The sequence below is a fragment of the Frankia sp. AiPa1 genome, from assembly GCF_023243075.1.
Lineage (GTDB): Bacteria > Actinomycetota > Actinomycetes > Frankiales > Frankiaceae > Frankia.
This window is the reverse complement of the sequence record NZ_JALKFZ020000128.1, coordinates 1-26,898: the sequence shown is the minus strand read 5'-3', so window position 1 is coordinate 26,898 and position 26,898 is coordinate 1. Positions and strand designations below refer to the sequence as shown.

General features: G+C 70.8%; 23 protein-coding genes and 1 tRNA gene. 15 read left to right on the top strand and 9 right to left on the bottom strand.

The window, feature by feature from the left end; translation table 11 throughout:
* Positions 1-154 precede the first annotated feature (154 nt).
* From MXD95_RS12920 to MXD95_RS12905, 4 genes are all read left to right on the top strand, one after another.
* Entirely contained in the window at positions 155-1,768 is a 1,614-nt protein-coding gene (locus MXD95_RS12920; protein ID WP_250640843.1) for an FHA domain-containing protein, read from the top strand.
* A gap of 96 nt (positions 1,769-1,864) precedes the next feature.
* The gene (locus tag MXD95_RS12915) at positions 1,865-2,716 is read left to right on the top strand and encodes a DUF305 domain-containing protein (RefSeq protein ID WP_250640842.1); all 852 of its coding nucleotides are present in this window, start codon (positions 1,865-1,867) and stop codon (positions 2,714-2,716) included.
* Between the two features lie 147 nt (positions 2,717-2,863).
* A complete protein-coding gene (locus tag MXD95_RS12910) occupies positions 2,864-4,441 on the top strand; it encodes a SulP family inorganic anion transporter (RefSeq protein ID WP_250640841.1) in 1,578 nt (525 codons plus the stop codon).
* Positions 4,442-4,532: 91 nt separating this feature from the next.
* Positions 4,533-5,690 (top strand): family 43 glycosylhydrolase, encoded by a 1,158-nt coding sequence (locus tag MXD95_RS12905; RefSeq protein ID WP_250640840.1) that lies wholly within the window; start codon positions 4,533-4,535, stop codon positions 5,688-5,690.
* Between the two features lie 108 nt (positions 5,691-5,798).
* Here MXD95_RS12905 and MXD95_RS12900 read toward each other — a convergent pair whose 3' ends face one another.
* Together MXD95_RS12900 and MXD95_RS12895 are read right to left on the bottom strand one after the other, a co-directional pair.
* Positions 5,799-7,574 (bottom strand): regulator, encoded by a 1,776-nt coding sequence (locus MXD95_RS12900; RefSeq protein ID WP_250640839.1) that lies wholly within the window; start codon positions 7,572-7,574, stop codon positions 5,799-5,801.
* A gap of 19 nt (positions 7,575-7,593) precedes the next feature.
* On the bottom strand, positions 7,594-8,322 hold the full coding sequence (locus MXD95_RS12895) for a cysteine hydrolase family protein (protein WP_250640852.1): 729 nt from the start codon (positions 8,320-8,322) through the stop codon (positions 7,594-7,596).
* A 501-nt stretch (positions 8,323-8,823) separates the two neighbouring features.
* On the opposite strand from MXD95_RS12895, the gene MXD95_RS12890 reads away from it, so the two are divergent.
* On the top strand, positions 8,824-9,714 hold the full coding sequence (locus tag MXD95_RS12890; RefSeq protein ID WP_250640838.1) for an acyl-CoA thioesterase: 891 nt from the start codon (positions 8,824-8,826) through the stop codon (positions 9,712-9,714).
* Positions 9,715-9,906: 192 nt separating this feature from the next.
* Here MXD95_RS12890 and MXD95_RS12885 read toward each other — a convergent pair whose 3' ends face one another.
* Positions 9,907-11,415: an MFS transporter gene (locus MXD95_RS12885; protein WP_250640837.1), complete on the bottom strand. Its 1,509-nt coding sequence runs from the start codon at positions 11,413-11,415 to the stop codon at positions 9,907-9,909.
* Between the two features lie 352 nt (positions 11,416-11,767).
* Here MXD95_RS12885 and MXD95_RS12880 point away from each other — a divergent pair, with 352 nt between their 5' ends.
* Both MXD95_RS12880 and MXD95_RS12875 read left to right on the top strand, forming a co-directional pair.
* Positions 11,768-12,625 carry a TetR/AcrR family transcriptional regulator gene (locus MXD95_RS12880; RefSeq protein WP_250640836.1) on the top strand — a complete coding sequence of 286 codons (858 nt, stop codon included), beginning with the start codon at positions 11,768-11,770 and terminating at the stop codon, positions 12,623-12,625.
* Between the two features lie 71 nt (positions 12,626-12,696).
* Entirely contained in the window at positions 12,697-15,255 is a 2,559-nt protein-coding gene (locus tag MXD95_RS12875) for a serine/threonine-protein kinase (protein ID WP_250640835.1), read from the top strand.
* Positions 15,256-15,370: 115 nt separating this feature from the next.
* Here the strand turns inward: MXD95_RS12875 and MXD95_RS12870 are convergent, their stop codons facing one another.
* Positions 15,371-15,862: a hypothetical protein gene (locus MXD95_RS12870; RefSeq protein ID WP_250640834.1), complete on the bottom strand. Its 492-nt coding sequence runs from the start codon at positions 15,860-15,862 to the stop codon at positions 15,371-15,373.
* A 200-nt stretch (positions 15,863-16,062) separates the two neighbouring features.
* Positions 16,063-16,572: an NUDIX domain-containing protein gene (locus tag MXD95_RS28515; RefSeq protein WP_250640833.1), complete on the bottom strand. Its 510-nt coding sequence runs from the start codon at positions 16,570-16,572 to the stop codon at positions 16,063-16,065.
* A gap of 433 nt (positions 16,573-17,005) precedes the next feature.
* Here MXD95_RS28515 and MXD95_RS12860 point away from each other — a divergent pair, with 433 nt between their 5' ends.
* The 3 genes from MXD95_RS12860 (at position 17,006) to MXD95_RS12850 (ending at position 19,336) form a co-directional block, all read left to right on the top strand.
* Entirely contained in the window at positions 17,006-17,413 is a 408-nt protein-coding gene (locus tag MXD95_RS12860) for a TOBE domain-containing protein (protein WP_250640832.1), read from the top strand.
* Positions 17,414-17,495: 82 nt separating this feature from the next.
* Complete coding sequence (locus tag MXD95_RS12855; protein ID WP_250640831.1) at positions 17,496-18,488, top strand: ABC transporter permease; 993 nt, start codon at positions 17,496-17,498, stop codon at positions 18,486-18,488.
* The gene (locus tag MXD95_RS12850; RefSeq protein WP_250640830.1) at positions 18,485-19,336 is read left to right on the top strand and encodes an ABC transporter ATP-binding protein; all 852 of its coding nucleotides are present in this window, start codon (positions 18,485-18,487) and stop codon (positions 19,334-19,336) included. The genes MXD95_RS12855 and MXD95_RS12850 overlap by 4 nt, the downstream gene beginning before the upstream one ends.
* 145 nt (positions 19,337-19,481) lie before the next feature.
* On the opposite strand, the gene MXD95_RS12845 is transcribed toward MXD95_RS12850, so the two are convergent.
* Together MXD95_RS12845 and MXD95_RS12840 are read right to left on the bottom strand one after the other, a co-directional pair.
* Positions 19,482-20,378 carry a CBS domain-containing protein gene (locus MXD95_RS12845; RefSeq protein ID WP_250640829.1) on the bottom strand — a complete coding sequence of 299 codons (897 nt, stop codon included), beginning with the start codon at positions 20,376-20,378 and terminating at the stop codon, positions 19,482-19,484.
* Positions 20,379-20,576: 198 nt separating this feature from the next.
* Positions 20,577-21,983, bottom strand: coding sequence for a phosphoribosyltransferase family protein (locus MXD95_RS12840; RefSeq protein WP_250640828.1), 1,407 nt, complete (start codon positions 21,981-21,983; stop codon positions 20,577-20,579).
* An 895-nt stretch (positions 21,984-22,878) separates the two neighbouring features.
* Between MXD95_RS12840 and MXD95_RS12835 the strand changes: the two genes are divergently transcribed.
* Entirely contained in the window at positions 22,879-23,346 is a 468-nt protein-coding gene (locus tag MXD95_RS12835) for a hypothetical protein (protein WP_250640827.1), read from the top strand.
* Positions 23,337-23,410, top strand: a tRNA-Ala gene (locus MXD95_RS12830). Before MXD95_RS12835 ends, MXD95_RS12830 begins: the two co-directional genes overlap by 10 nt.
* A 104-nt stretch (positions 23,411-23,514) precedes the next feature.
* Here the strand turns inward: MXD95_RS12830 and MXD95_RS12825 are convergent.
* Positions 23,515-24,696 carry a tyrosine-type recombinase/integrase gene (locus tag MXD95_RS12825; protein ID WP_480024052.1) on the bottom strand — a complete coding sequence of 394 codons (1,182 nt, stop codon included), beginning with the start codon at positions 24,694-24,696 and terminating at the stop codon, positions 23,515-23,517.
* A complete protein-coding gene (locus MXD95_RS12820; protein ID WP_250640825.1) occupies positions 24,662-25,279 on the bottom strand; it encodes a hypothetical protein in 618 nt (205 codons plus the stop codon). The genes MXD95_RS12825 and MXD95_RS12820 overlap by 35 nt, the downstream gene beginning before the upstream one ends.
* Before the next feature lie 287 nt (positions 25,280-25,566).
* Between MXD95_RS12820 and MXD95_RS12815 the strand changes: the two genes are divergently transcribed.
* Genes MXD95_RS12815 through MXD95_RS12810 form a run of 3 tightly spaced genes read left to right on the top strand, consistent with a single transcriptional unit; the run spans position 25,567 to position 26,725 of the window.
* Positions 25,567-25,947, top strand: coding sequence for a helix-turn-helix domain-containing protein (locus MXD95_RS12815; RefSeq protein ID WP_250640824.1), 381 nt, complete (start codon positions 25,567-25,569; stop codon positions 25,945-25,947).
* Positions 25,948-25,958: 11 nt separating this feature from the next.
* A complete protein-coding gene (locus MXD95_RS29615; RefSeq protein WP_480024051.1) occupies positions 25,959-26,492 on the top strand; it encodes an NsdA family TPR-like regulatory protein in 534 nt (177 codons plus the stop codon).
* 17 nt (positions 26,493-26,509) lie between these two features.
* Complete coding sequence (locus MXD95_RS12810; protein ID WP_250640823.1) at positions 26,510-26,725, top strand: hypothetical protein; 216 nt, start codon at positions 26,510-26,512, stop codon at positions 26,723-26,725.
* Positions 26,726-26,898: the final 173 nt, after the last annotated feature.

Here is a 26,898-nt window from a genome sequence, read left to right as displayed (position 1 = left end):
AGGACCACATCGGCACATCCGCAGGCCTCGTCGGCCCGAGTGCGGCGAGGATAGGCGATGGCCGGCTGGTGACCGCAATCGGCGCCGGGGCAGGTCGGCTGGCCGGTGGCGATGATCGCCGCGTGGCGTGGAACGTGGGGACGAGGGGCGAGTCATGGCGGGTCTGGACCATTTCCGGGTGGTCGTCGAGTCCGGGCGCACCGACCGGACCGGGGTGGTCGTACGCCTGCCCGGCGCGCTGGTCGTCGCCCGGGTCGGCCAGCCCGAGACCGCGGAGATCACCGGTCGGCTACTCGCGCTGTGCGCCGAGGTGGCCGCCGAGGTGGGCGCGTCGGCCGCGACCATGGGCCGGCGCCTCGTGCGCCGGGTCGCCGGCGTCCTGGCCGACACCGACCCCGAACGGGTACCCGACTTCAGCCTGCTGACCACCGTCAACGAACGTGTCGCCGCCCTCATTCACGGTGCGATGGACGTGATCGCGAGCGGTCCGTCCGCCGTGACCCTGTCCGGTGTCGACTCGGCCACCTGGGTTGATCGCCTGCTACCCACCGAATGCAGCCGGATCGACGTCGGCCCGAGCGGGCTGGTGGGCCCCGGTGGCTTCGCCGGCGGCGTCGGCGACCTCGGGTTCCCGCTGGACCTTCGTCTGGGCACCGTTGCGGGGCTCGGCGTGAGCCTGGTGCTCAGCGACGCCCCGGCGATGCCGATCTCGAAGACGTCCGCGGATCGCATGCTCGCCGCCTTCGACCCGATGCGCGAGCCGATGACCGGCGCGGCGCCCATCCCCAGTCCCGGCGTCCGGGTCCCGGATCCCGCGCACACCACGCCGCCGGCGCTCACGCCCCTGCTCAGCGAGGAGGAGGAAGCCCACCGTCGCCGCGCCGCCGCGGAGCCGACCCAGGCGGCCGACCTCGACGAGCTCGACGAGGACCCAGCCGCCGAACGTGCCGGCCGGGATGTCTTCGGCGGCGAGGCGCACGGCCACATCGGCGTCGAGTCCGGCCCGAACGGCCACGCCGGCGGCGGCCCGGGACATCCCGGCAGGGACCATGCCGGCCAAGGGCACGGTGGGCACGGAGTCGGCGGGCACGGAGTCGGCGGGCACGGAGTCGGCGGGCACGGGCACGGTGCCGGCGTTCTCGGCGGGCGAACCGACGACGAACTCAGCGAGGGCCTCGGCGACGACCTCACCGACGACGAGCACGATGCGCTGACCCAGCTACCCGGGCAGACCTTCACCGTCTCGGACCTCATCGAGGACGACGAGGCGCCGACGATGCTGCCGAACGCCTCCCAGCCCCAGGTCGAGGGCGTGCTGTGCTCGAACGGCCACTTCAACCACCCGCAGGCCCCCTACTGCGCCGAGTGCGGGCAGTCCCTCGCGCAACAGGCCGGACGCACGGTGTGGGGCCCACGGCCCCCGGTGGGCATTCTCGTCTTCGACGACGGGATGACCCTCACCGTCGACATGGACCTGGTCATCGGCCGTCAGCCGGACCGCGACGACTCGGTCCGGGCCGGCACGGCCCGCGCTCTGCCGGTCGAGGACGGGGAGAGTGCGATCTCCCGGGTCCATGCCATCGTCACGCTCAATGGCTGGGACGCTGTGATCACTGATCAGGGGTCGGCGAACGGCACCTACATCGCGCCGCCGGAGGCGACCGTCTGGACACCGCTCAATCCACACCAGCCGGCTCCCCTGGTTCCCGGCACCCGCGTCCAGGTCGGCAAGCGCACCTTCGTGTTCAACTCGCATCTGTACGGCTGATCGGCGGCCGTGCGGCCGCCCCGCGCGACGCGGATCCGAGACGTGGGGCGGGGGTGGCGCGCACAAAGCCCGCACCTACGTCAGACTTGACGAACGATGAGCGACACAGACTCGCGCGCCGAGGTCGATCTGCCCGCCTCGGCCGCCACCTCAGAGGCAGGCGTCGACGAGCGCCCCATGGGTGAACACGACGCCGACGCACCCGGCCCGAGCTCGCCTGGTGAGACGAGACGCCGACGAAAGTGGTCGGCGCTGTTGTGGACGCCGGTCGTCCTCGTGCTGGTCGTGGCACTGCTCGCGGCGGGCGCCGCGATCGGCGACCTGTTCGACCGTGCGCCGGGGGAGAACTCGGTCGACGTCGGATTCGCGCGGGACATGTCCGAACATCACGCACAGGCCGTCCAGATGGCGATGCTCGAGTTCGATCGCGGCTCGGACGCGACGACCCGCAGCATCGCGCAGGACGTCGCGCTCACGCAGCAGCGGGAGATCGGCGTCATGTCGGACTGGCTGTCGGGCTGGGGACGCGCCCAGACCGCCACCGGCGCTCCCATGCGCTGGATGGGCGGGACCGGCTCCGGCACCGCGGCCTCGCACGACATGCCCGGCATGGACATGACTGGCACGTCGTCCGGCGGCACAGGGTCCTCCAGCGGCACAGCGTCCTCCAGCGGCACAGCGGCCGAGAACACCGCGCGGATGCCCGGGATGGCGACGCCCGCGCAGCTGCGGCAGCTTGCCACGCTGCGGGGCCACAGCCTGGACGTCCTGTTCCTCGACCTGATGATCAACCATCACCGGGGCGGGCTGGCGATGGCCCAGTACGCGGCCCAGCACGCCCAGCGGGACCGCACCCGCGACCTGGCTCGGGCCATGGTGCTGAACCAGTCGATCGAGATCGACCAGATGCAGGAAATCCTCGTCCGGCTCGGCGCCCCCCGGGCATAAAGGCGCCCGAGTTGCCGCCTTTGTATCGTCAAGTCTGATATTTCGGGCTCCGACCTGCGAGTTCGGGCGCGCCGGATGTCGGGAGCCCGACACCGAGGCCGTTGCCGATCCTGAGTCACGAGGTTCACAGCCGATGACGTTCGCCGCATGACCGACGTTTCCGACCATGCCGGCGCCGAGGCCGGCGCCGGCACCAGCGCTCCTGGCACCCGCTGGCATGCCCTCCTGCGGGGACGAGAGGGCCTGGCCGCTGATGGCGGACCCGCCTCGCGCCGGCGGCAGCTACGTCACCTCCGGGTGGAGCTGCTCGCGGGCCTGGTGACCGCGCTCGCGTTGATCCCGGAGACGATCTCGTTCTCGGTCGTGGCGGGCGTCGATCCGCGGGTCGGGCTGTTCGCGTCCTTCACCCTCTCCGTGGTGATCGCCTTCACCGGCGGGCGGCCGGCGATGATCTCGGCGGCGGCGGGTTCGATGGCGCTGGTCGCCGCGCCCCTCGTCCGGGAGCACGGCGTGAACTACCTGCTCGCGACCACGGTCGGCGTCGGGCTGCTGATGTTCGTGCTGGGGCTCGCCGGGGTGGCGCGGCTGATGCGGTTCATCCCGCGCACCGTGATGCTCGGCTTCGTCAACGCCTTGGCCATCCTGATCTTCACCGCGCAGCTCCCGCATGTCGTCGGTCGCTCCTGGCAGGTGTATGTGCTGGTCGCCGCAGGTCTGGCGATCCTGCTCACGGTGCCGCGCCTGACCCGCGCGGTCCCGGCGCCGTTGGTCGCGGTGGCGATTCTCACGTTCGTGACGGTCTGCTTCCACATCTCGGTGCCGACGGTGGGAGACGAGGGTCGGCTCCCGTCGTCCCTGCCCCGCCCGGGCCTGCCGGACGTGCCCATGGACTGGCAGACGCTGCGGATCATCGCCCCGTACGTGCTGGCGCTCACGGCCGTCGGGCTGCTCGAGACGCTGCTGACCGCGCAGATCGTCGACCGGATGACCGCCACCACGCACAACCCGAACCGGGAGACCTGGGGGCTGGGCGTCGCGAACGTCGTCAACGGGTTCTTCGGCGGGATGGGCGGCTGCGCGATGATCGGCCAGACCATCGTCAACGTCAACGCGGGCGGACGCGGACGGCTCTCCACGTTCGCCGCGGGCGGGTTCCTGCTGCTGCTGGTCGTGCCGCTTCGCGACCTCGTCCGGCACATCCCGATGTCCGCCCTGGCCACGGTGATGATGCTGGTCGCCGTGATGACCTTCGAGTGGCGCAGTATCGCACCGGCCACCCTGCGACGGATGCCGCGCGCGGAGACCCTGGTCATGATCGCGACGGTGGCGGTTGTCGTCCCGACGCACAACCTCGCGTATGGCGTGGTGGTCGGCGTCGTGCTCTCGTCGCTGCTGTTCGCCCAGCGCGCCTCGCGGCTCACGGTGGTCACCAGTGTGCTCGACCCGGAGGGCAGCGAACGGATCTACGCGGTCCGCGGTTCGCTGTTCTTCGCCTCGACGAACGATCTGGTGGGCGCGTTCGACCCCGCGCGTGACCCGCGCCGTGTGGTGGTGGACCTCTCCCAGGCGGAGGTGCTCGACTCGGCCGCGGTCGCCGCGCTCGACGACGTTCGGGAGAAGTACCGCGAGCGAGGCATCGAGGTGAGCCTGGTCGGGTTGACTCCGTCCAGCGCCGCGTTGCTCCGCGGGCTGTCCGCCAGGCCGAGCGAGCTCCCCCCGGCGTAGGCTCCTCGCCGCCGACAGTCGATTGTCGGCCAGCGCGGCCCATTATGAATACACTCCGCCATCAGATGCTCACATAGAGAATGGTGGCGGCATGGGTGAGAAGGGGCTCACCGGTGGACTGGTCGACTTCGCGCGCCGCCAGCCGGCCGTGGTCGTCCTTGTCCTCGTGATCGTCGGCCTCTACGTGTCGCGTTCGGTGTCCGCTCAGACGACCAAGGCCGTGATCGTGCCGAATGTGGACTTCCCGGCACCGGCGCTCGTCACGTACAACCGGACGACGTTCGCCGTCGGCGTGGACCCGCGCTCGCCCGACACGATCCAACTGCTGTCCAGCCGCGACCGACGCTCCTGGACTGCGCGGGCCAGCGCGTTGGCGTCGCCGCCCGCGTGGGCGGATCCGAGCCGCGGGCTTGGGCCGGCCGCGATCGGCGTGTTCGACGGCTCGTTCGTCCTGTACTACACGGCCACCGTGCGCGGGCTCGGGCTGCGCTGCGTGTCGGCGGCGACCTCGAAGGATCTCGACGAACAGTTCGAGGACACGTCGCTTGCGCCGTTCGTCTGCCAGACCGCCGAAGGCGGCAGCACCGACCCGAGTCCGTTCGTCGACACCGCCGGACGGCCCTACCTGGCCTGGAGCAGTCCCGGCCGGCCCGGTGGATCGGGGTCGACGTTGTGGGCGCAGCCGCTGCGCTCCGACGGTCTGGTGCTCACCGGCGAGCCCGCCGTGCTGCTGAGGCCCAGCCTGCCGTGGCAGGCCGGGCGGGTAGCGAGCCCCTCCGTGCTCGGCGACCATAGGCACTATCACCTGGTGTATACAGCCGCGCCGGAGCTCAACGCCCGCCAGGTGGTCGCGGACGCCTCCTGCCAGAGCCCCCTCGGGCCGTGCCGGGCCGCCGAGTCGCCCCTGCTGACCGGCACCACCGTGGGTTCCGGACCGGGCGGCGCGCACGCCTTCGCCGACGCCCGGGACCGCTGGTGGCTGGGTCTGCACAGTTGGGACTCGGCGCCGACCGGCGCCTACACCCCCGCGGGACAGTTCGTCGTGGCACCGCTGAAGGTGCACGACGGCAAGGTCACGGTCCCGGTGACGTCGACCGTGCGGGGCCGGCTGCGCCCCGCCGAACGACACGACGACAACGACAACAACAACAACGACCGGGACCGGGACCGGGACCGGGACCGGGACGGCGACAAGGCCCGGCCGGACGACGAGACCGGCGACGGCGGCCGGGAGGACGGCAGCGGATGACCCGCCGACCGGCCGTGGCGATCCGACCCCCAGGTCCGGACCGCCACGGCGGTTGTGCGGAAGCGAGGGCCGGGCGACCGCAGCGCCCGCCCGGCCCTCAATTCCCCGTCAGCCGGTGGTCGCTCCGGCCGCGGTTGCGGTTGTGGCGCCGTCCTCGGCGGCACCACTGGGCACAGCGGCCTCAGCGGGCCCAGCGGGCACAGGCACAGCGGGCCCAGCGGGCCCCGTGGCCTCGGCGGTGCGGGGGGTCTGGGCGGGGATGCCGTGCTCACGCTCGAGTGCGAGCTCCTCGGCATCCAGCACCCGCGGCTCGGGGCGGGTCAGCGCCCAGGCCGCGCAGACCACCGCGAGGAACAGATAGCCGAGGGCGACCCCGCCACCGCCGGCGTCCCACTCGACCTTCTCCGCGTGGATGAGGCCGATGAAGGACAGCACCGCGCCGGCCGCGGCGGCGACCGTCGCGGAGATGAACTTCTTGTCGATGATGAACGCGACGATCGAGCCGAGCACCAGACCAGCCAGGACCGCGCCGTCCCCGAGCAGGTGCAGCCCGTGCAGCAGCACGCTGTTGCCCTCGAGGTCGGCCTCGGTGATGTTCAGGGGCACCGCCGGGTTGGCCTTCGCCGCCACGCTGACCGCGGTGGTCACCGTGTTGTCGATCTGGCCGGCCGCCCAGGAGGCGATGTTGGGGATGATCGCCGCGATCACCGCCGCGCCGTGCGCCTTCGGCGAGACCTGGAAGGCCTGGGCCCCGATGAGCAGACCGATGTAGAGCAGGATCGGCACGATCGCCGGCAGCGGCAGCACCGCGTTGAGCAGGCCGAACAGCCCACCGAAGCAGAGGAGCGCGATCACCACGCCGGTGGCCAGCGAGTAGCCGGTACGTCCGCCGGCCGACTTCCAGCCGGGGTGCCCGATGTAGACGGCGGGCGGGAACGGCGAGCCCAGCGCCGAACCGATGATCGCGCCGAAGCCGTCGGCGAGCAGGATCGGCCGCAGGTTGTAGCTGTCCCCCGCGGACGCGGCGCTCTCGACGTTCGTCATACCTTCGGTGAAGTTGTAGACGCCGAGCGGGATGGCGGTGGCCAGCAGCGGAGAGATGTCCGACAGCCCCTGGCCGAGCTGATGGAAGTGGAGCGTCGGCAGCGAGAGCGCGATGTCCTTGGCCGCGGAGGAGACGTCCGGGGTGCTCATGAAGCCACCGATCCAGCCGATCGCGGTACCCACGGCCAAGGCGACCGCGCCGATCGGCAGGTTCCAGGGCAGTCGCAGGTCGGTGAGCAGACCGACGAGCAGCAGGCCGAAGACGGGCAGCGCGATCCAGGCGGCGTCCCACATCTGGGCGGCGGGACGCAGCGAGATGAACGCGATCGAGATGCCGGCCAGCGTGCCGAGCATCGCGGCGCGCGGGGCGTACCTGCGGATCGTCGGCCCGATGAACGCGCCGACCACGACGATCAGACCGATGATGAACGCCCAGGCGAGGCCCGCTTCCCAGGCCTTTATCGGATTCTTCGTCTTCAGGTAGATCGGCAGCATGATCACGAAGGTGACGATGAACATGTGCGGCACACTCGGCCCGTACGGCATGGCCGTGACGTCGTCCCGGCCCTCCTTCGCCGCCAGCCGCCGCCCGAGGTAGGCGTAGAACAGGTTGCCGATCAGCATCGCGATCCCGAGTGCCGGCAGGATCGCGCCGAACACGTCGTTCTTCGGAATGTTGACCACGAACAGGCAGAGCGAGGTCAGGACGATGACGTTGACGAGCACGTTGATGCCCAGGCCGAAGAAGGCGTTGGTGTCGCCCTTCGCCCAGTAGGGCAGGCTCAGCGCGGGAGCTGAGGAAGGCGGTGAGTCCGCCGACCGGTTTCCGATTTTGATCATTGCAGGGACCCGTCCTGTCTCAGGAAGCCGTGACGGCGGCGGTCGGCAGAAACTCGGCGGCGGTCTCGGAAGCGGTCTCGAGGGCGGTGAGGAACGCGGCCGACGGTGCGACCCAGCCGAAGATCCCGCCCTGGGCGGCGACCATCTCGAGGGCGACCCGCTGGAACTCGGGGAAATAGGAGCCGACGCAGTCGCTGAGCACCAGGCACTCGTAGCCGCGGTCGTTGGCCTCGCGGACGGTCGTGTGCACGCAGACCTCGGTCGTCACGCCGGTGACGAGGAGACTGGTGATTCCCTTCTCGACCAGTACGTCGCCGAAGGCGGTGGCGTAGAAGGCGCCCTTGCCGGGCTTGTCGATGACGGTCTCGCCATCGATCGGAGCCAGTTCGTCGATGATGTCCTGGCCGTACTCGCCGCGGATGAGGATGCGGCCCTTGGGACCGAGATCGCCGATGCGCAGCGTGGCGTCACCGCGGTGCAGCTTCGCCGCCGGCAGGTCGGACAGATCGGGCAGGTGGCCCTCGCGGGTGTGGATGATGGTCAGCCCCGCGGACCGCGCGGCCGCCAGCACCGCCCGCAGCGGCTCGATCGTGCCGCGCAGCTGGCTGACGTCGTTGCCAAGACTCTCGCCGAAGCCGCCCGGTTCGAGGAAGTCACGCTGCATGTCGATGAGCACGAGGGCGGTGGTCGCGGGATCGAAGGTGAAGTCGTACGGTCGGGCGCCCACGGTCAACGGCGTGTTCGCCAGGCTCTCGTCGGTCGGGTTCTCGTCGGTCGGGGTCGATGCGGTGTCGGTCATGCCAGCTCTCGCCATCCCGGTTCCACTGGTGCGGGTCCCGCGTCATGCACGCGGGCCAGTCGGAGGGAGATCGCCAGCTGCTGCCGTCCGCGGTAGCCGGGCACGGCGGTCCGCCTGCCTCCCCCGTCGTGTCTGGACCCGAGGGTCGAGCGAGGTCGTTTCCGCACCCCGTCCGCCGCGTAACACGCCCATAAACTCTGTATCCACTTTCGTATCCATCACCGTATACAGGGTCGGATACGACCCATCCTGGTCGCCTTTGTCACTCTTTGTATAGGCGACGGCTCTTCCGATCACGTGGCCTACGACACTCGCCACCCGCCAGTCGGGGCGCAGGGGTCGATATTTGCCCACGGGGCCACGACACCGCGGTCCTGGTTCACGCAGGGCGGCCCGGGCTGCGCTCGGCGGTCCGGCCGGGTCTCGACGGTCACCGACGAGAGGTGCGATGTGGTTCCTCAGACAGCCGCGACGAGCCGTTCCCGGGCGGATGTTCCCGCGGCAACGCCGGTCGGGGCCGAAGCGCTGATCAACGCGGCGACACCGGGCCGGTTCACCATCGACCAGTTGCTGACGGTGCTGGACGTGCGGGGGGATGTTCCGCCGGTCCCGGCCCGGACGCTGGCGAGCCAGCACGGCGGCGTGCTCGGGGCGCAGCAGCTCGGTCAGCAGATCGTGCTGGCCGAGCGGCTGACACCCGGCAAGATCGTGCACTCGCTGCACACGCTGTTCTCCCGGCCCGGCGACTGCCGGTCACCGGTGTGGATCGACGTGGAGCACCTGGCGCACGGCCGCTCGGTGGGGGCGCTGGCCCTCTCGGTCCGGCAGGACTCCGAGGCGCTGTCCCGGACGAACATGATGCTGCGCGCCCCCGAGCCGGATCTTGGCCGGCACGCGACGACCACAGTGCTGCCGTCCGGCCCTGAGACGGCCGAGTCCGAGGACCATCTGCGGACAGGCCCGTGGGAGGTGCGGCTGGTTTCGCCGGGCGCCGGCCTCCAGCGCGAGCACTGGGTGCGGGTCCCCGCCGCGGGGGACGACCCGACGATCTGGCGAGCGTTGATCGCCCAGGCCTGCGAGTTCCTGCCGCTTCCCGACATTCTCCTCGCGAACGGCATCCCGCTGTCCGCCGGCACGGTTCCCGCCAACGTCACGGCGCTCGTCCTGTCGATGACGGTTACCTTCTTCGACGAGGCCGACATCCGGGACTGGATGCTCTACCGGGTGAGCGGCCTGCATGTCGCCGGTGGACGGACAGCGAGCCGGATCGAGATCTTCTCCGGCGATGGCGAGCTGCGCGCGGAAGCCTCAGTCATCGGCGTCCTGCGTCAGCGCAGCTAGCTCGAGGCCACCGGCCGCGGGGGAACGGACGTCCCCGGACCTGACGGGCGCCAGGACCAGAAACGACCGTACGGCCGGGTCCGGCGCCTCCTGGAAGGAGAGGACGCCAGCTCCGGCCGCACGTGGATCGAGGCTGCCGACCTGAACCGGCGGCGGCCCCGGGCAGGGCCCCGGTGAGTCGGGCCCGAGCGGTCAGGCCTGCGTGCTTTCGGTCGCGACCACCGATTCGCCGTCGAGTGGTGCCGCGGGTGCCGAGACCGACACCACTGGCTCCGGCCGGCGCAGTCGCGGCAGCAGCAGGGCGATCGGCAGGCCGACGGCGAACACGCACGCCGCGATGAGCAGCCCGAACGAGTAGCCGGACGTCAGCGCGCGCGGCAGAGCCACCCCCTGGTGGGTCTGGTGCTCGGTGCGGTTCTCCGCGAGGGCCGTCACCACGGCGAGGCCGACGGCCGCGCCGATCTGCCGGCCGGTGTTGACCAGCCCGGACGCGAGCCCGGCCATGTGCAGGGGCACTCCGGTGGTGGCCGCGGTGACCATCGCGACCATCACGGTGCCGACTCCCAGCGCCATCAGCGCGATGGGACCGAACACCTCCGCCCAGTAGGAGCCGCCCGCGGAGATGCCCGTCATCCAGAACTGGCCGGCGGCACCGATCACCACACCGGTGATGATGATCGGGCGCGGACCCAGCCGGCCGATCAACCGCGTCACGGCCTGCGACGCGATGATGATCGAGATCGGCATCGGCAGGATCGCGAGCCCCGCCCGCAGCGGGCTGTAGCCCTGGACCCGCTGCAGGTAGAGCGTGAGGAAGAACAGCACGGCGAACATGCCGGCACCCAGCACCGCCGCGATCGAGTTGGCCGCCGCGAGGCCCGGGTAGCGGAAGATCCTCAGTGGCACCAACGGGTTGGCAGTGGTCGCCTCGATGGCCAGGAACACTCCGATCAGCACGACCCCACCGGCGAGCATCCCGAGCGTGGTCGCGGACGTCCACGACGAGTTCTCGGTTCGCACGATCGCGTAGACCAGCAGCACCAGGCCGCCGGTGACGGTCAGGGTCCCGGGCACGTCGAGATCGCGCAGCCGGCTGATCTGACCTCGCGACTCCACCAGCGCCGCCCGGGCCGCGACGATCAGCAGGATGCCGATCGGCACGTTGACGAACAGCACCCAGCGCCAGTTGGCCACGTCGGTGAGCACCCCGCCGAGCACCGTGCCGAACGCACCGCCGCTGGCCGCCGTCGCGCCCCAGGCGCCCAGGGCCCGCGTGCGCGCCCTCCCCTCGGCGAACGACGTCATCAGTAGGCTGAGCGTCGCCGGCGCCAGCACCGCACCGCCAAGCCCCTGCACGGCCCGCGCGATAACGAGTTGCACCTCGTTCTGCGCGAAGCCGCCGCCAAGGCTGGCGAGCGTGAACAGTGTCAGGCCGAAGATGAACACCCGCCGCCGGCCGAACAGGTCGGCCGCCCGGCCGCCGAACAGCAGCAGCCCGGCAAAGGCCAGGGTGTACGCGTTGACCACCCATTGCAGGCCCCCGGCCGACATCCCGAGATCGTCCTGCATCGACGGCAGCGCGACATTCACGATCGAGATGTCGAGCACCACCATGAACTGGGCCAGGCAGCAGACCGCGAGCACCGCCCACGAAGGCCGCGGCCCGGCGGTCGAACGTGACCCCAACACCCGTGACTCCATCTATATCCCTCCCGTCCGTCGTCGTACGCCGTACGAACGACGTGGGTCCACCCTACGCCGTACGATGTACGAACGGCAAAATGCTCTACTGAGCTCGGCGTGTAGGGCCCTACTTGGGATCAGGTGCGGGATCAGAGGGCATGGGATCGGCGTGTGGCCTTACGGGTGGACCCTCCGCGCGCGGGCCCGGCGTGGCGGGTTCGGTATGCGAGTGTGGGTCTGAGGGCCTGGGATCCGGCTCTGGGGGATCCGGGTTCGGGATGTGGTCGGAGGTGACCAGGTGATGGCTGCGCCGGCGGGACCGTTCACCGCGTCGGACGCTGGGCAGACAGGCCCGCGGAGCACGGGTGGGGTGAGTAGACGAAGCGGGCCGGTCGAGGTGGCGATCATCCCGGCGGCATCGCCAGCGGCCGCCAGCCAGGCCACACCGGCACCAGAGGGGCGGCGCGGTGCCGGCCCTGGCTGCCGCTCGAAGCTGAACCCCGAGCGGCTGGCCCGCGCCGCCATCGAGATCGCGGACGCGGACGGGCTCTCCGCCGTGTCGATGCGCCGGCTCGCCAGCCACCTCGGCGTCGGAACGATGACGCTCTACTACCACGTCCGGGACAAGGACGACCTGCTCGACCTGATGTGGGACGAGTTCATGGGCGAGAGCCTGCTCGCCGAGGTCCCGGCCGGATGGCGGGCGGGCCTCACCGCGATCGCGCGGCGTAACCGTGAGACCTACCAGCGACACCCCTGGACGCTGCACGTGGTGGCCCGGCCCGCCCGCGGGCCGAACAAGCTGCGTTTCCTGGAGCAGTACCTGGGCGTCGTCTCGCAGATCACCGACGATCCGCTGGAGCAGCAGCGCATTCTGCACTCGGTGAACGACCTGATCATCGGCTGCACGCTGCGGGAGGTCAGCACCGCGTACTTCCCGCGGCGGGCCGCGCCAGCCGAGAACGATCCCACCGCCCTCGCGCAGATGATCGAACCGGATTTCGGCGCCCTGCCCGACGGTGAGGAGCTCCCCCGACTGCGGCATCTGTGGAGCATCGGCTGCCTGCTGTCCGCGCCGCGGTTCGAGCGAGCCCTCGGCTGGCTGCTGGACGGCATCGAGGCCAGTCATCCGAAAGCCGGGTGGCATGGCACCACGGCCGCGGACAGTGACCCACCGGCGGCGCAACCTGAAGAAGCGGGCGTAGCGGCCTTCACGGACACGACCTGAGTAGCTACCGTCAGAAAAGTCCGTCGCCGCCGTCGGCGAGTGAGTCGTGAGTCGCACCCGGGGCAGCCCACATGACCGTTCGACTACCGCGCCACGTGGCCCCGCTCGCCACCGGCGAGCCGACCATGCTCGGGGCGTACCAGCTCCTCGGGCGCATCGATGTGGGCATCACCGGCGTCGTCCACCTGGGCCGGGCCCCCGGCGGGGCGCAGGTCGCCATCCGTTCTCTGCATCCGGGCGACGCGCTGCGCGACGACATGCGGGCCCGGTTCGCCGCAGCGGTCGAGCGGGCCTGCGTGATTGCCGGCCCGCACACCTGCGGCGTGCTCGACGCAGCGCCCGAGGCCGAGCGGCCCTACATCGTCAGCGAGTTCGTCGGCGGCCCCACCCTGGCCCGCGAGCTCGCCGAACGCGGCCCGCTCTCACCCGACGAGATCGACCGGCTGGCACGCAGCCTGCTGACGACAATCGACGCGGCCCATCGCAGCGTTGGCCCGCTCGGGGACCTCACGGCCACCGACATCGTGCTGTCGGTCGTCGGACCCCGGCTGGTCGACCTGGGGGTCGCCGCCGCACTGCGGCCCCTGCTGGTGACGGCCGCGGCCGGCCGTGGGGCGCTACCGGCAGGCGCCGCCTACGTTCCCGGCTACGGCTTCGGGCCCGCCGCGGGCGGCTGGGACGGGCCCGCCGCGGACATCGTGGCCTGGGCCGGCATCGTCGACCTCGCCGCGTCCGGGCAACCCGCCGGCGCGGCACGGCCGGCGGCCGAGCGCGGCGGCTGGCGCCGGGCCGAACGCGGGGACGACCTGTCTGACCCGACCGGCCCAGGCGTGCGCCGTGCCCTCGCCCGGGTCCGGCTTGCCGACGGCGCCTCCCTGCCCGACACGGCCGAGTTGCTGGCCCTGCTCGCCGGCTCCCGCCCACGCACCGGGCGCGCCGCCCGCGGTACCGGGCGTCGCCGCGACCAGCCGACACCGGCCGCGTTCCCGGTTGCCGTTGCGGCCGGCCGGTCAGCGGGGGCTCCCGCCTCCGCTGTGGACAGCGCGCAGACCGAGGCTCCGTGGTCGCTCACATCCGCGCCGCCGACCGGAGCCGGGGTGCCGACTGACTTCCAGGTGCCGAGCGGGCCCGGCGCCTCCGGGGTTCCGGGCCCGCCGCCGGATCTCGCCGCTGCCAGCCGGGGTCTGCCGCCGCTGGACGACCTGCCCCCGCCGCCCGGCGATGCCAGCGGCACAGTCGGCCTGCGCCCGGCCCTCGCGCGCCCTGGCCGCCCACCGGGACGGGAACGGTCAAGACGCTCGCCCGCCCCGGACATCGCCGCCGCCGGCAGCACCGACCCTCAGGTCACAGACCCGCACTTCTGGGATCCGCATCGCCCGGACCTGTCGCCCACAGGCCCGGAGGCCACCGACCTCGACACCGGCGACCTGCCCGCGCCCCCCGGCCACCCGGCCGGCGGACACCCCCGCCGGACGCCGGCCGAGGGCCCGCCGCACGGCAACGAACCGCGCCGTTCATGGGCCCGACCGCTCGCCGCACTGGCCGTGGCGACGGCCGCCGCCGTGGCTGCGACCGCCACCGCCGTCGGGCTCGGCGCGGCCTCGGACGACGTCACCTCCGGCGCCCAGGCGCCACAGCACGACTCCCTCCCCGGCGATGTGCCAGCCGCCTCCCGCAGCACTGACCGGACGTCGCCGCGTGTCGGTGCCGACCCGGGCGGCACGGTCGACCTGACGCCGTCCAAGCCTTCCGCCTCGTCGTCCACCGCGCCCGAGGATCCGGCCGGGGCCGCCATCGCCGCGCCGGTCGCCCCCGGTGCCCCCGGCGCCCCACGCGCCTCGGTCCCCCAGGGCAGCGACGATCGGCTGGCTCCGAGCGCACAGCATCAGCGGAACCAGCTCACCGCGGCCGACCTGGCGCTGGACACCCTGCGACAGGCCACTGCCGGCCAGTCGGCCCGTCCCGCACCAGGAACCGGGCAGTCGGGCGCGGTCGCCGATCCCGGTGACTCCGACTCCGACGCCGACACCGATCTCCTCGCAGGAGGTCTGGCCGGCGTGCCGATCACCCCACTCACTCCGATCTCGCCCGACGACCCGCAGGCCCAGGCGCCCGCAGCAGCGGCAGCAGCCGCACCGGCAGCGGCAGCACCGGCAGCACCGGCAGCGGCCGACACCGATCTCCTCGCAGGAGGTCTGGCCGGCGTGCCGATCACCCCACTCACTCCGATCTCGCCTGCCGCGGCGACGGCTGCATCAACGCCGCCGGCGGCGCCAACACCGGTGGCACCAGCAGCACCAGCGGCAGCAGCGGTGGCAGCAGCGGCGCCAGTTCCGGCAGTTGCGGCCGCGCCTGTTCCGGCACCGGCCGCAGCGGCAGCCGCGCCCGTTCCGGCGCCTGGTCAGGCGGCGTCAGACCCAGCTCAGCCCGCCGCCGCACCGGCCCGGCCGATGGGCCGGATCCCGGCAGTGCCACGCGCGAGCCGTCAGGCCAGCACGGTCGCGGGGCCCGCAAGCACGGACAGCCCGGCGACGCAGCCCCCGACCACCACACAGCCGTCGACCACCGTGCCGGACACCACCGGACTCGCCCCGGTCCAGATCACCGTCGTTGCGCTGACACCCCGGTAGGCGTCGTCCTATCCGCGCCCGCCCTCGTCCTGCCGAACTCGAGCGGAGAAGGCGGGGCAAAGTACGCCGATCGGACGCGACCCGGCCGGGATGAGGCCCGCCGGATGAGGCCCGATCAGGCCGGTGGACGGATGGCTCCGGCCGGCCAGACGATCCGGACGGGGCGACCGCGGCGCCGCGCGTAGGCGACCACGTCCGCCGTCCCGCCGTAGCCACGGGAGGGTTGTCCATCCCAGACGGCGATGAGGCGGTCAGAGGCATCGACCAGCAGCCGGCTCGCGTCCATCAGGCTCTCGAGGTCGGGATGGGGACGATCCTGCCAGCGCACCTCGGCGGAGCTGCGTACCAGCCGATCGAAGTCGCCGCGATGCCCGGGTGGCTGCAGATCCCGGTACCCGCGGGCGGGAATCACCGAGATCAGGCGGCCGCCCAGGTCGAGCACCACATCGGCGAAGACGGTGTCGGCGCCGTCCGCGAGGCAGGTGATACCGACGAACCCGCCCGCCGTCAGCGGCGTGAGCAGGCGACGTAGCTCCTCGCCCACATAGTGGCGGTGTTCGTCGGTGAGCCCCCGGTGACCCGTCACGCCGACGACGGGACCGGCCAACGGCGAGCCTTCACTACACCCGGACATCCGGCGAATGTAGCCGGTCGGCCCGGTGTGGCGGGCCTGCTCGCGAGCAGAGCATCGAGGCTCACGGTTACCCGGACCCGTCCCATCCACGGACCGGACATGGTCCAGAGAGTCAGCGGCAAGCCCCGCTCGCATCGGAGGCGCGGACCGCCGCCACGCGCCCATCGTCGCGCTCAGCGGCCGGAGCCGGCTCCGTACCAGGCGGGGCGGGAGTGGACCAGCCAGTCGGGAATGAGGGTGCGCAGTGCCTGCGGCCGCAGCTGCAGGTCCCCCAGGCTGGACAGGGGAGTCGAGACGACGTCCAGGTTGTCGAGCCGGCTGCCGAACTCGGCCGCCCACGAGCGGTCGACGGAGAAGATGACGTCCACCTCGCCGATCGGGCGACCGTGTTCGGTCCCGCGACCCTCCACACAGCCGACGAACGTCACATGGCTCGCCTCGATGTCCGCCTGCTCGTCAAGCTGGCGGCGCAGCGCGGCCTGGATCGTCTCCCCCGCCGCGACCGGGCCGCCGGGCAGGTGATAGGTGCTCTGCCCGCGCGGGTTGGTGAGCATGATCCGATCGCCTTCCACGAGCAGCGCGCGGACGTTGACCCGGGTCGGCGACGCCGTGTGCCGCCGCGGGTCGGGGGACGCGTCACGGATGGTCGGTGCGGTGGCGAATGGGAGGTCGGAATCGGTCACGAAAGCTCCAGGGCCAGGCGGCGAGGACAGGGACGGACGACAGAGACAGAGACAGGGACAGGGACGGACATCGTGGATGGGCGTGCCGCATGGTCGATGACCTACCCTCTGCGTCCATCGTGCCCCGGCCATGCGGGGGAAGCTGGCCACATCAGCATCCAGCAACACTGTGTACTTTGCCGGGTCGAAATCGCAGAGGTGCGGACGAGGGTCACCGAGCGGACACCGACAGCCGACACAGCATCGAGAACGATCCACCGACGATCCACATACAGTCCGCGCACCCTCGCGCACCATCGCGCATCGCCGGAAGGCGGCCAGAAGGCGTCGTCCGACGAACTCCGCAGAAGCGGAGGAAACAACGTCGAAATTACCGCAAAATCGGGGGTAAGGGGGCGGAAGTCACCGAACCTGCGGGGTTACTATCGCAGGTATGCCGAGATTCCGGATCAGCGAGGCAGCAGCGCTGCTCGGTGTCAGTGACGACACCGTCCGCCGTTGGGCCGACAGCGGCCGCCTGCCCACCATCCTGGACGACGCCGGCCGCCGGGCGGTCGAGGGCGCCAACCTGGCCGAGTTCGCCAAGGAAATGGCTGGAGAGCAGCCTAACACGTCCATTCCCGTCGTCGCGGAGTCGGCCCGTAACCGCTTCCCGGGGATCATCACCCGCGTCACGCGGGACACGGTCATGGCCCAGGTCGAGATCCAGGCCGGCCCGCACCGACTGGTGTCCCTGATGAGCCGAGAGGCCGCGGACGAACTCGGTCTCGAGCCCGGGGTCCTCGCCGTCGGCGCGGTGAAATCGACCAACGTGGTCATCGAGATGCCCGACCGCCGCTGACCACCCGCCCCTTCGGGCCACCCCGTGCGGGAGTTGTCGCCGGCAGTTCCGTCCCCACCCCGAGAAAGGCACCACGCCGGCGATGACCAGCGACGCCTCCCTGTCATGGTCCGGGACATCGGCACAGCCCGCCCGGCTCACCCAGTCCGGCCAGCCGTCCGGGTCCGGCCGACCGTCCCGGTCCGGCCAGCGGCGCGAGGCTCGTCGACGGGTCCCGTGGTTGCTGTGGCTGCCCGGATCGATCGCGGTGTTGTTCCTGCTCCTGCCGCTGGTCGGTCTGCTGGTGCGGGCGCCGTGGTCGGGGCTTGGCCACCTGCTCAGCGAGAAGAGTGTCCGCCAGGCGCTGCTGCTGTCCCTGCGCACGTCCACCGAGTCGACGGTGCTGTCCGTGGTGTTCGGGGTCCCGTTGTCCTGGTTGCTGGCCCGTACCCGGTTTCCCGGCCGCACCCTGCTGCGCGCGCTGGTCACCCTGCCCCTGGTGCTGCCGCCGGTCGTCGGTGGCGTGTCGCTGCTGCTGGCTCTGGGCCGTCGCGGCCTGCTCGGCGAACGTCTGTCCGACTGGTTCGGGTTCACCCTGCCCTTCACCACCAACGGCGTGGTGATCGCGCAGACCTTCGTGGCGATGCCGTTTCTCATCGTCTCGGTCGAGGGCGCGTTGAACAGCGCCGATCGTCGCTTCGAGGACGCGGCCGCCACCCTCGGCGCGGATCCGTGGACGACGTTTCGCCGGGTGACCGTCCCCCTCATCGCTCCCGCGGTCGCCGCGGGCACCGCCCTGTGCTGGGCACGGGCTCTCGGTGAATTCGGGGCGACGATCACCTTCGCCGGCAACTTCCCCGGCACGACGCAGACGATGCCGCTGGCCGTCTACCTGGCCCTGGAGACCGACCCGGACGCGGCGATCGCCCTGTCCCTGGTGCTGCTGGCCGTCTGCGTGACGGTCCTGGTCGCGCTACGCGCCCGCTGGCTGCCGGGAGCTCGGTGGATCAGGCGGGCCCGCGCGGGCCGCGAGAGCACAACCACGGACGCGGCGGCCGGGCCGGACGGCACGACTGGCGCAGGGGGGTCACGGTGAGCTCCTCTCCACCGGTGGGCGAGGCCCGCGTCGATCCGCCCACCGGCGCCCCCGGCGGCATGTCCGGGAGCGGCGGCGAGGGCCTGCGGGCACGCATCGTCGTCCGGCGCGGCCAGTTCGTGCTGGATGTCGAGGTGCAGGCGGCCCAGGGTGAGGTGGTCGCCGTCCTCGGCCGCAGCGGCGCCGGCAAAAGCACCCTGCTGCGGACACTCGCCGGCTTGCTACCCCTCGATGACGGCCGTATCACCCTCGCCGGTGAGGTCCTGGACGATCCACACGAACGCCGTTTCGTCCCGAGCGAAAAGCGTCCCGTCGGGGTGGTGTTCCAGGACTATCTGCTGTTCCCGCACCTGCGGGCACGCGACAACGTGGCATTCGGCCTGCGTGCCCGGCTGGGCCACGGGCGTCGGCAGTCCCGCTCGCAGGCCGAGTCGTGGCTGGCCCGCTTCGGCGTCGGCGACCTCGCCGACCGCCGCCCCGCCGCGCTCTCCGGTGGGCAGGCGCAGCGGGTGGCGTTGGCCCGGGCGCTGGCCACCCAGCCACGGCTGCTGCTGCTCGACGAGCCCCTCTCGGCACTCGACACCTCCACCCGCGCCGAGGTCCGGGCCTTCCTACGCGACGTCCTGCCCGCCCTGCCGGCCCCAGTCCTGATCGTCACCCACGACCCGGTCGACGCCGAGGTCCTCGCCGACCGCACCATCGCCCTCGCGAGCGGCCACAAGGTCCAGGCCGCCGTCGTCACCCCAGCCGGCCGCTCCACCGACGCCCTCAGTGCTCCTGACACCACCGGCTCTTGCGGCGTCGCCAGCACCGATGTCGGAGAAGCAGCCGCCGCGAAGGGAAACTGACGCACGGACCGGTCCGCCGGAACCCGTCGGCTGAACGCAGCCAGCCAGCGCCGGACCCCCTGCGGATGCAGCGTTGACCGAGGGCGGCCGGCCGGGACTGGGCATTCAGGGTCAGATAACTACGCGACCGTCCCGCCGGGACCGCTCAGTGATGAGCAGCATAGGTGTCCGCCGGCTCGGGCGAACACTCGCCGCTCTGATGACGCACTTCGGCGTCAGGACCGGGGAAGACGAAGCTCACGCTCCCGGTGTCGGCCCAGCGCACGGCGAACGGCGGGTCGCCGCTGTCCGAGTGGGCCCCGCAGATCTCCCCCGCGCGATCCGCCGTCAGCGGCACGTGACTATGAATGATCAGCACATCCCCCGGATGCGCGCGCAGCACACCGGTGCGCCGCGGAAACACCGCCGACCGGGAGACCCTGATCATCGACGCCATCCCCATCGACTCCGCATCACCGGACCCCCCGTCCGCGCCAAGCGCCCCCCACCCCACCCTCGCCGATCCCCCGCGCGCGCCATACGCCTTCGACTCCGCGGCTTCCGACGCGCCGTTCGCCGAGGTGGCCATGCCGATGCCTCGACCACCCGGGAGGGTGGACACCACAGGCGGTGATGGTTCACGGCGGGGCGCGAACGTCTCGTCGTGGACCGGATGGACCAGATCTGCCATCTCCCGCTCGCTGCGGATCAGCAGGTCGTCCACGGTGACGATGCCGACGATGCGTCGTCCGTCCAGGACCGGCAGGCGTCGCAGCGCATGGTTGCGGAAGATCTCGTAGGCACGCTCGACCCCCATCCCGGCCGGAATAGTGATCACATCCGTGGTCATCAACGCGTCGATCCGCCCATCTGGACCAATACCGCGCGCCACTCCACGGACAACAATGTCACGATCGGTGACGATGCCGACGAGTCGGTCGTCGTCCACCACCAGCAGCGCCCCGACGCCCCGACGGGCCATGTCCCGTGCCGCCCGCCCGATCGTGGTGGTCCGTGACACGGTCACCGGCGGCCTGCTGATCATCGAGCCGACGTAGACCATCTGTTTCCCCCTCCGATCGGGCCAGGCACACCGCGCGAACCGGCCGCACGGCACCTCTACGTCCTTCCCCGATCCCTGGAGGTAGTCACCTGATGGCGTACAGGCACCCGGATCGGGTGAACCCGCCCGCCTGGCCGTCCTGCCAAATGATCAGACCGTCAGACGATCAGGAATTCGGATGGTCGGACAGACGGCAACTCACTGGCTGGCGTGGGCGCTGGGGACCAGGGCGTCGAGGAACCAGTCCCGGGCCAGGGCTGCCGCCTGGGCGAGCGTGCCCGGCTCGCCGAACAGGTGCGTGGCCCCGGGCACGATCTCCAGCCGGTGGACACAGCCGGTGAGCCGCTGTTGCGCCCAGCGGTTGAACTCAAGGACCTGCTCGTCACGGGCCCCGACGATCAACAGGGTCGGGGAGTGCACAGCGGGTAGCCGTGACCAGGCGAGATCAGGCCGACCCCCGCGGGAGACGATGGCACGGGCCCGGCTGCCGGGTTCACCGGCGGCCATCAGCACGACCGCGGCACCGGTGCTGGCGCCGAGATAGCCGAGCGGGAGTGAGGCCGTCGACGGCTCGTCGGCCAGCCAGGCATCCGCGACCGCCAGCCGCCCGGCGAGCAGGTCGAGGTCGGACCCCGCGGCGGTCGCCACGGTGGGGGCGGCGTCGGCAGGAACGCTGGCGGACGGCGGCGCGCTGGTGGCTGTGGCGCTGGCGGACCTGGTGCCGGCGGCCGGGGCGTCGGGCTCGGCGGTGCCGGTGACGAGATCCAGCAGGAGCGTGGCGAGACCAGCGGCGGTCAGCGTCTCGGCGACGAACCGCCCACGCGGGCTATGCCGGCCCGAACCACTGCCATGAGCGAACGCCACCACACCTCGGGGCCGGGCCGGCACGACAAGCCGGCCCGGCAGGCGAACGCCGTCACGCCCCGCGATCTCCACGTCCGTAGCCAGCCCGACCGTGCCGGATGCCTGTCTCAGGAGGTCGACAACCTCTTCGTCCGATGTCTGGGTGAAGTCCGCGTAGAACTCCCCGACCCCGGCGAAGGTCTCCGGTGCCCGTACCCAGATCACCTCATCGGCGTCGAGGCGCAACTGGTCGATGCGGTCGCGAGCGACGACCGGCGTGGCAAGGACGACCTGTCCCGCGCCGGGCACCCGCAACGCCTGGCAGGCCGCCCGGGCGGTGGCACCGGTGGCGATGCCGTCGTCGACCACGATGACCGTGCGACCGTGCAGCGGGATCCGCGGCCGGCCGGCGCGGAACCGGTGACCGCGACGGGTCAGCTCCGCGAGTTCCTGGGCCTCCACCCGGGCGAACTGCGCCTGGTCCACCTGGGCCAGGCGGATCGTGTCTTCGTTGACCACCCGAATGCCGCCCTCGGCGATCGCCCCCATCGCCAGTTCGGGCTGCTGCGGCACCCCGATCTTGCGGACGAGCAGGACATCCAACGGCGCTCCGAGCGCCCGCGCCACCTCGAATCCGACCGGTATGCCGCCCCTGGGCAGCCCCACGACGACAACGTCCTGCCCGCGCAGGTGCTCAAGCCGAGCGGCGAGCCGCCGCCCGGCGTCGGCCCGGTTCTCGAAACCCTGGTTCGTATAGATCATGACCATCTCACCCCCTCGCCGGCGGGCACATGACACCTCTCCCACCGTCCGGGATTCCCCCAGCGACTATCCCCGACCCACCGCCCCGGCGAGCCACCCATGCCCGTTCGGGCCGTCCCGTGGCTACGTGGCAGCAGGCGGCCGGATGCCCGGTTGGGCTGGACAGTCCGGCATACGGGTGGCGAGCAGCACCGTTACAGTCACGTGACAGCGGCCACGCCGCTCGGCGTGCATAATCAGCAGGGTGACGCTCCGCTTCCAGCACGGCCCCGCCCCTCACTGGGCGTGTCGAATGGTCTGGTGCTCGGAAGCGTGTCCGTGTTGTCCGCGCCCTCGCGCCCACTGAGGCTCGTCTCCACCACGACGAGCCCGGCGGCCCGCTAGCCGCGGAGACCGCCCTGGACGCGAGGGATCTTCCGGCTCACCGCGCCGCGGCGGGGCTGTCGAGCGACCGGTGCGGCGATCCAACCAGCACTGCGCCCTGACCAGTTCGTCAATCCAGCGAGCACGCCGATCCGGCGGGCAGATCTGCGTTGACGGAGACATCAGTCCGACGCGGGCAGCGGCTGCCCAGCGCATCGCCCCGGCCAAGGCCGCTGCCGACGAAGGCTCGGGGCACCGGGTTCGCGACCGGAACATACGACGTGGCGGCAGTGCGGCAAGTGCGGCAGGCGGGTCAGCACGGCCGCATGGCCTGTGCCGTTGCCTCTGTCGCCGTAACTGTCGTCGCCAGTACCGCCCCGTGCCGTGGGTGCTCATCGACATCGCCGAGTCCGAATCGCCCAGCCCGATCAGGAAGGCAGCGCCAGCTGTGTCCGTCAAGGCCGCGTCCTTCAACGCGTGGACGAACCGGTTGCGAGCCGAGGGATACCTCGTCTGCCCAGGAAGCTCCGCCGTGCCGGTTGACCTCCGTGGCGTCCGCCGCGATGGCCTCGGCCTGCACTTTCGCTGCCGCGGCACCACCGTCCGCCTGGGCGTGTACCGGCCCGGTCGGGCGGCGTGGCAGGTGGCCGTGCGCGACGCGGCGTGGTGCCCGGAGGAGGCACTGCAGCTGTGGGTCCACCGCCCGCTCGACGACGCACCACCCCCCGACGGGGCCATGCTGGCCTTCCCCGGCAGCGACGGCCCCGACAACGAGATCCTTCTCGACGGCGCCCGGCTGTGGGGCTGGACGGGCCATGACGCGGGCCTACTGCCTCCGGACGATGCCTCCACGATCTTCGACCAGTTGGTCGCCACCCTGCCGAACACGCCGGAGGCACACCGTCTACCCGCCCAGCCCGATCGCGGCGCAGACCGCCAGGGTCGGTCGTCACCCGCCCCCCGTCATCCTGTAAGCTTCAGTTGCTTCCAGGGGGTGTAGCTCAGCCTGGTAGAGCGCCTCCCTCGCACGGAGGAGGCCAGGGGTTCGAGTCCCCTCACCTCCACAGCCCTGAAAACCCTGCGCCAGCAGGGTTTTTGGTTTTCCGGGCATCACGCCATGATCCGCATAGAGATCATATGCCCATGCCGTGCCCAGTAAGCGCAGCGATCACCCGATGCGGCGGAACGGGATGATGGCAGCGTCCGGTGTCGCGCTCTGCCGCTGGGACGCGGCCAGCGTGGCACTCAGCCCGGTCAGGAGGGCGTCGTCGGCTTCCTCGTAGAGGTGGCCGTACCTGTCGAGCGTGAAGCTGACCGAGCCGTGCCCGGCCCTTCGGCTGACTTGCAGCACCGGAGCACCGGTAGCGATCCACAAGGCAACAGCCGTATGCCGCATGTCATGGATGCGCAGCGGGGCGAGCCCCGCATCCTTGATCGCCTTTGCCCAGTGCCGCTTACGGAAGTGGTTCACCCGAAGGCGAGTCCCGGAGACACTGAACACCGGCGCATCGGGCCGCAGGTCTACGTACTTGCGAAGGTGCCTCCGCAGAGCTTCGGCCACCGGCTCGGGAACCGCGACCGTTCGGCGCGAGTGCCTGGTCTTCAACGGCCCGACAAGCAGACCCTGCCCGCTGACCTCGGTCACCCCCTGGACGACCTGGATCTTGCTGCCCTGGATGTGCTGCCGTTCGAGCCCGGCGGCCTCGCCGATGCGGAGCCCGCCGTAGCAGCAGACGAGCACCAGGGCGTAGAAGCGGTCGGGCATGATCTGCGCGAGCCGCATGACGTCCGCTGGGGTCAGGAACCGCATTTCCTGGTGGTCGACTTTGGGCAGGTCGATGTTGTAGCAGAGCGACCGGCGGATGAGGCGGGCGTCAACCGCTGCGTTCATCATCGACTTGAGGATCTGGTATGCCTTCTGCACTGTTGCGGGTGACAGCGTCCGTTCGCGGTTCGAGCCCGAGCCGACACGCCGGTTGACGAGAGTGACGATCCAGTCCCGGACATCCGCCTGATCGATCGAATCGATCTCCCGGTGCCCGAAGAACGGCTTGACGTGAAGCTCAATGAGACTGGCATCACGTTCCCGCGCCTTGGGCCGGATGATCACTCGGGTGGTCATCCACCGGTCTGCCCATGGCCCGACGAGCGTCTTGCCGGCGACGGGGCTCACCCAGTCGCCATCATCGGACGAGACCTGCTGCGCCTTCACCCACGCGGACGCCTCGGCGTCCGTGCCGAATGTCTTCACGTGACGCCTGCCGTCCGGGCCGGTGTACCGACCCTGCCAGCGTCCCGACGGGAGCTGACGCGTGTTACTCCGCTTCGGCAACGTTCGCCTTCCCTGCATCGCCCTGCAACGCATCGATGAGGTTCTGCAGCAACTGCTGTGCCGTGGCTGTGGGCACCCCGCCCGTCTGTCCCCTCTCGGGACTGGTGAGCAGGCCCCGCGACCGGGCCTCCTTCAACCAGCGGTTGACCGTGTTCGGCGGAGTGTCGACCTTCGCGGCGAGTTCCTGCGTCGCACGTCGCGTCCCGGTGGCCGAGAGGTCAGCGAAGGCAGCCGCAACCACGGCGTAGAACTCGTCACCACGGCCCGCGGCCTGACGACGCTGGGCAAGAAGTGCCTTGACCGTCGGGACCCACTGCTCCCCGCTGACGATGTCCTGCAGCTCCCCCGCAACCCGCTTCGCCTCAGCGATCCACCAACCCCACTGAATCGACCGGACGACACCGGTCGTGAAGCCATCGCCAGGTAGCCCGTCGGGGTTCGTGGGCCTGACCGTCACCTCGCGCACCGCAAGGCGACCGGCATCCGTCCGGCCGACCGAAAGACGGAGTGTCCACCCCTCACCTAGATCTGCCTCCAACTCCGCCGCACCCCCTGAGCCCGACGCGGTGTCGAACGGGCCGTAGACCTGTCCGTCTGCCATACACCGGAATCTACAGCATCGTACGACCCCAGCTGAAAGACCACAGTCGTACGTCCATGGGACGGTTGCTATGGACGGCTTGCCACCAGGCTGGCCGACGGGCAGAGCGGAGCACACGTGCGGGAGCCCTACGTTTTGATCGGCGAGGGTCCAGATGGGTCGCCCCGATCGTGTGTGACCGACTGGTTCGGAGCGCTCATACGTACAGTGGCGGATCAACCACACCAGCGCCACGGCAGTGATGATGCAAGATTGATGCATCCGTGAGCACGAAGGGGAGTCGGACTATGGCTCGGACCTATGGCCGCCTGGCCCTGCGGCGCCGCGCCATGGGCTACACACAGGAGTCCTTCGCGGCCCGACTGGGCGTGGACCGGACGACGGTTGGACGCTGGGAGCGTGACGAGGCCGAGCCCCAACCTGACATCCGCTCGACGATTGCCGATGTCCTCGACGTCAGCCTGACCAACCTGCCCGCGCTACTTGAGGCGCGCAGTACAGAACCGTCCGATATTCCGTCGACGATTACTCGTGAGCCGATCGGAGAGGATCAGCTAGAGCAGGCGAGAATCAAGATAGGAAGTCTTCTCGCCGCCGAACGCGCCTTTGGAGGGCGCCGATCGCCAGCCTTGCGGAGAGCACCGCGGCAGCATTCGATAGGCGGATAGCTTCCTCTGGGGTGCGCAGAGGCGTTGAGAAAGATGTCTACGCAGTGGCCGCAGAGCTATACGAAGTGGCAGGGTGGCTTCTGGTTGACACCGGGCGACCCGAATCCGTACGCGAAGCTAACCGAAAAGCGCTCCACTACTGCGGGGTTGCGGGTGATCGCAGTATGGAAATCTTCGTCACACAGAATATTTCCATGCACGCAGTAGAAGCTGGTAGTCCCGTCGAAGGACTCACCCTCGCGCGTTCGATGCAAGATCGCCCCCTATCCCCACGGCTGTCCACCATGTTCCACATGCGGGAGGCACGTGCCCTGGGCGCGCTGGGGGACGCTGAGGCGATCCGCGTCTTCTCCCACGCGCTCAGCCTCCACCAAGACGGGGCCCGTGACAGTGATCCCCGATGGGCGTGGTGGCTAGACGACGATGAGATGTGCATACAGGAAGCACGTCTGTATTCTGACCTGCGATCCTGGCACGAATCGATCCGCCTACATAGCGATCACCTAGAATGGGTGGCGCGGCAGGCAGGCGGCGCCCTTATGTAGCGATGCATGCCCTGTGTATGGCTGATATGGCATACGCCATGCTCAATATCGGCGCATGGGGAGACGTGGAAAGAGTCGCACTCGAACTGATCGAGCATGCTGCCGACATCACCCCCCGGGCGTATGCCTCAATCCGCCGTCTAGCTATCGCCGTCGCCCACGCGACCGACGCTCCGACCACCGTCCGGGACATCCTGCACACACTGGTGCTGGCAATCCATCGAGCGACCTAGCGCCCGCCTTGGAGGGATGTTGGCCGGCGTAACTGGTCTCGCTTCGACCGGCCCGCTCAGCATGAACACATGGTGTGCAGCCTGTGCTGGATTGTGCAGGGTAACTGGTCAGGTCTCGTAGATCGTTTGTTTTTCGTTTCCCGGCTGGTTGGGACGTTGTGATGGCCAGGCTG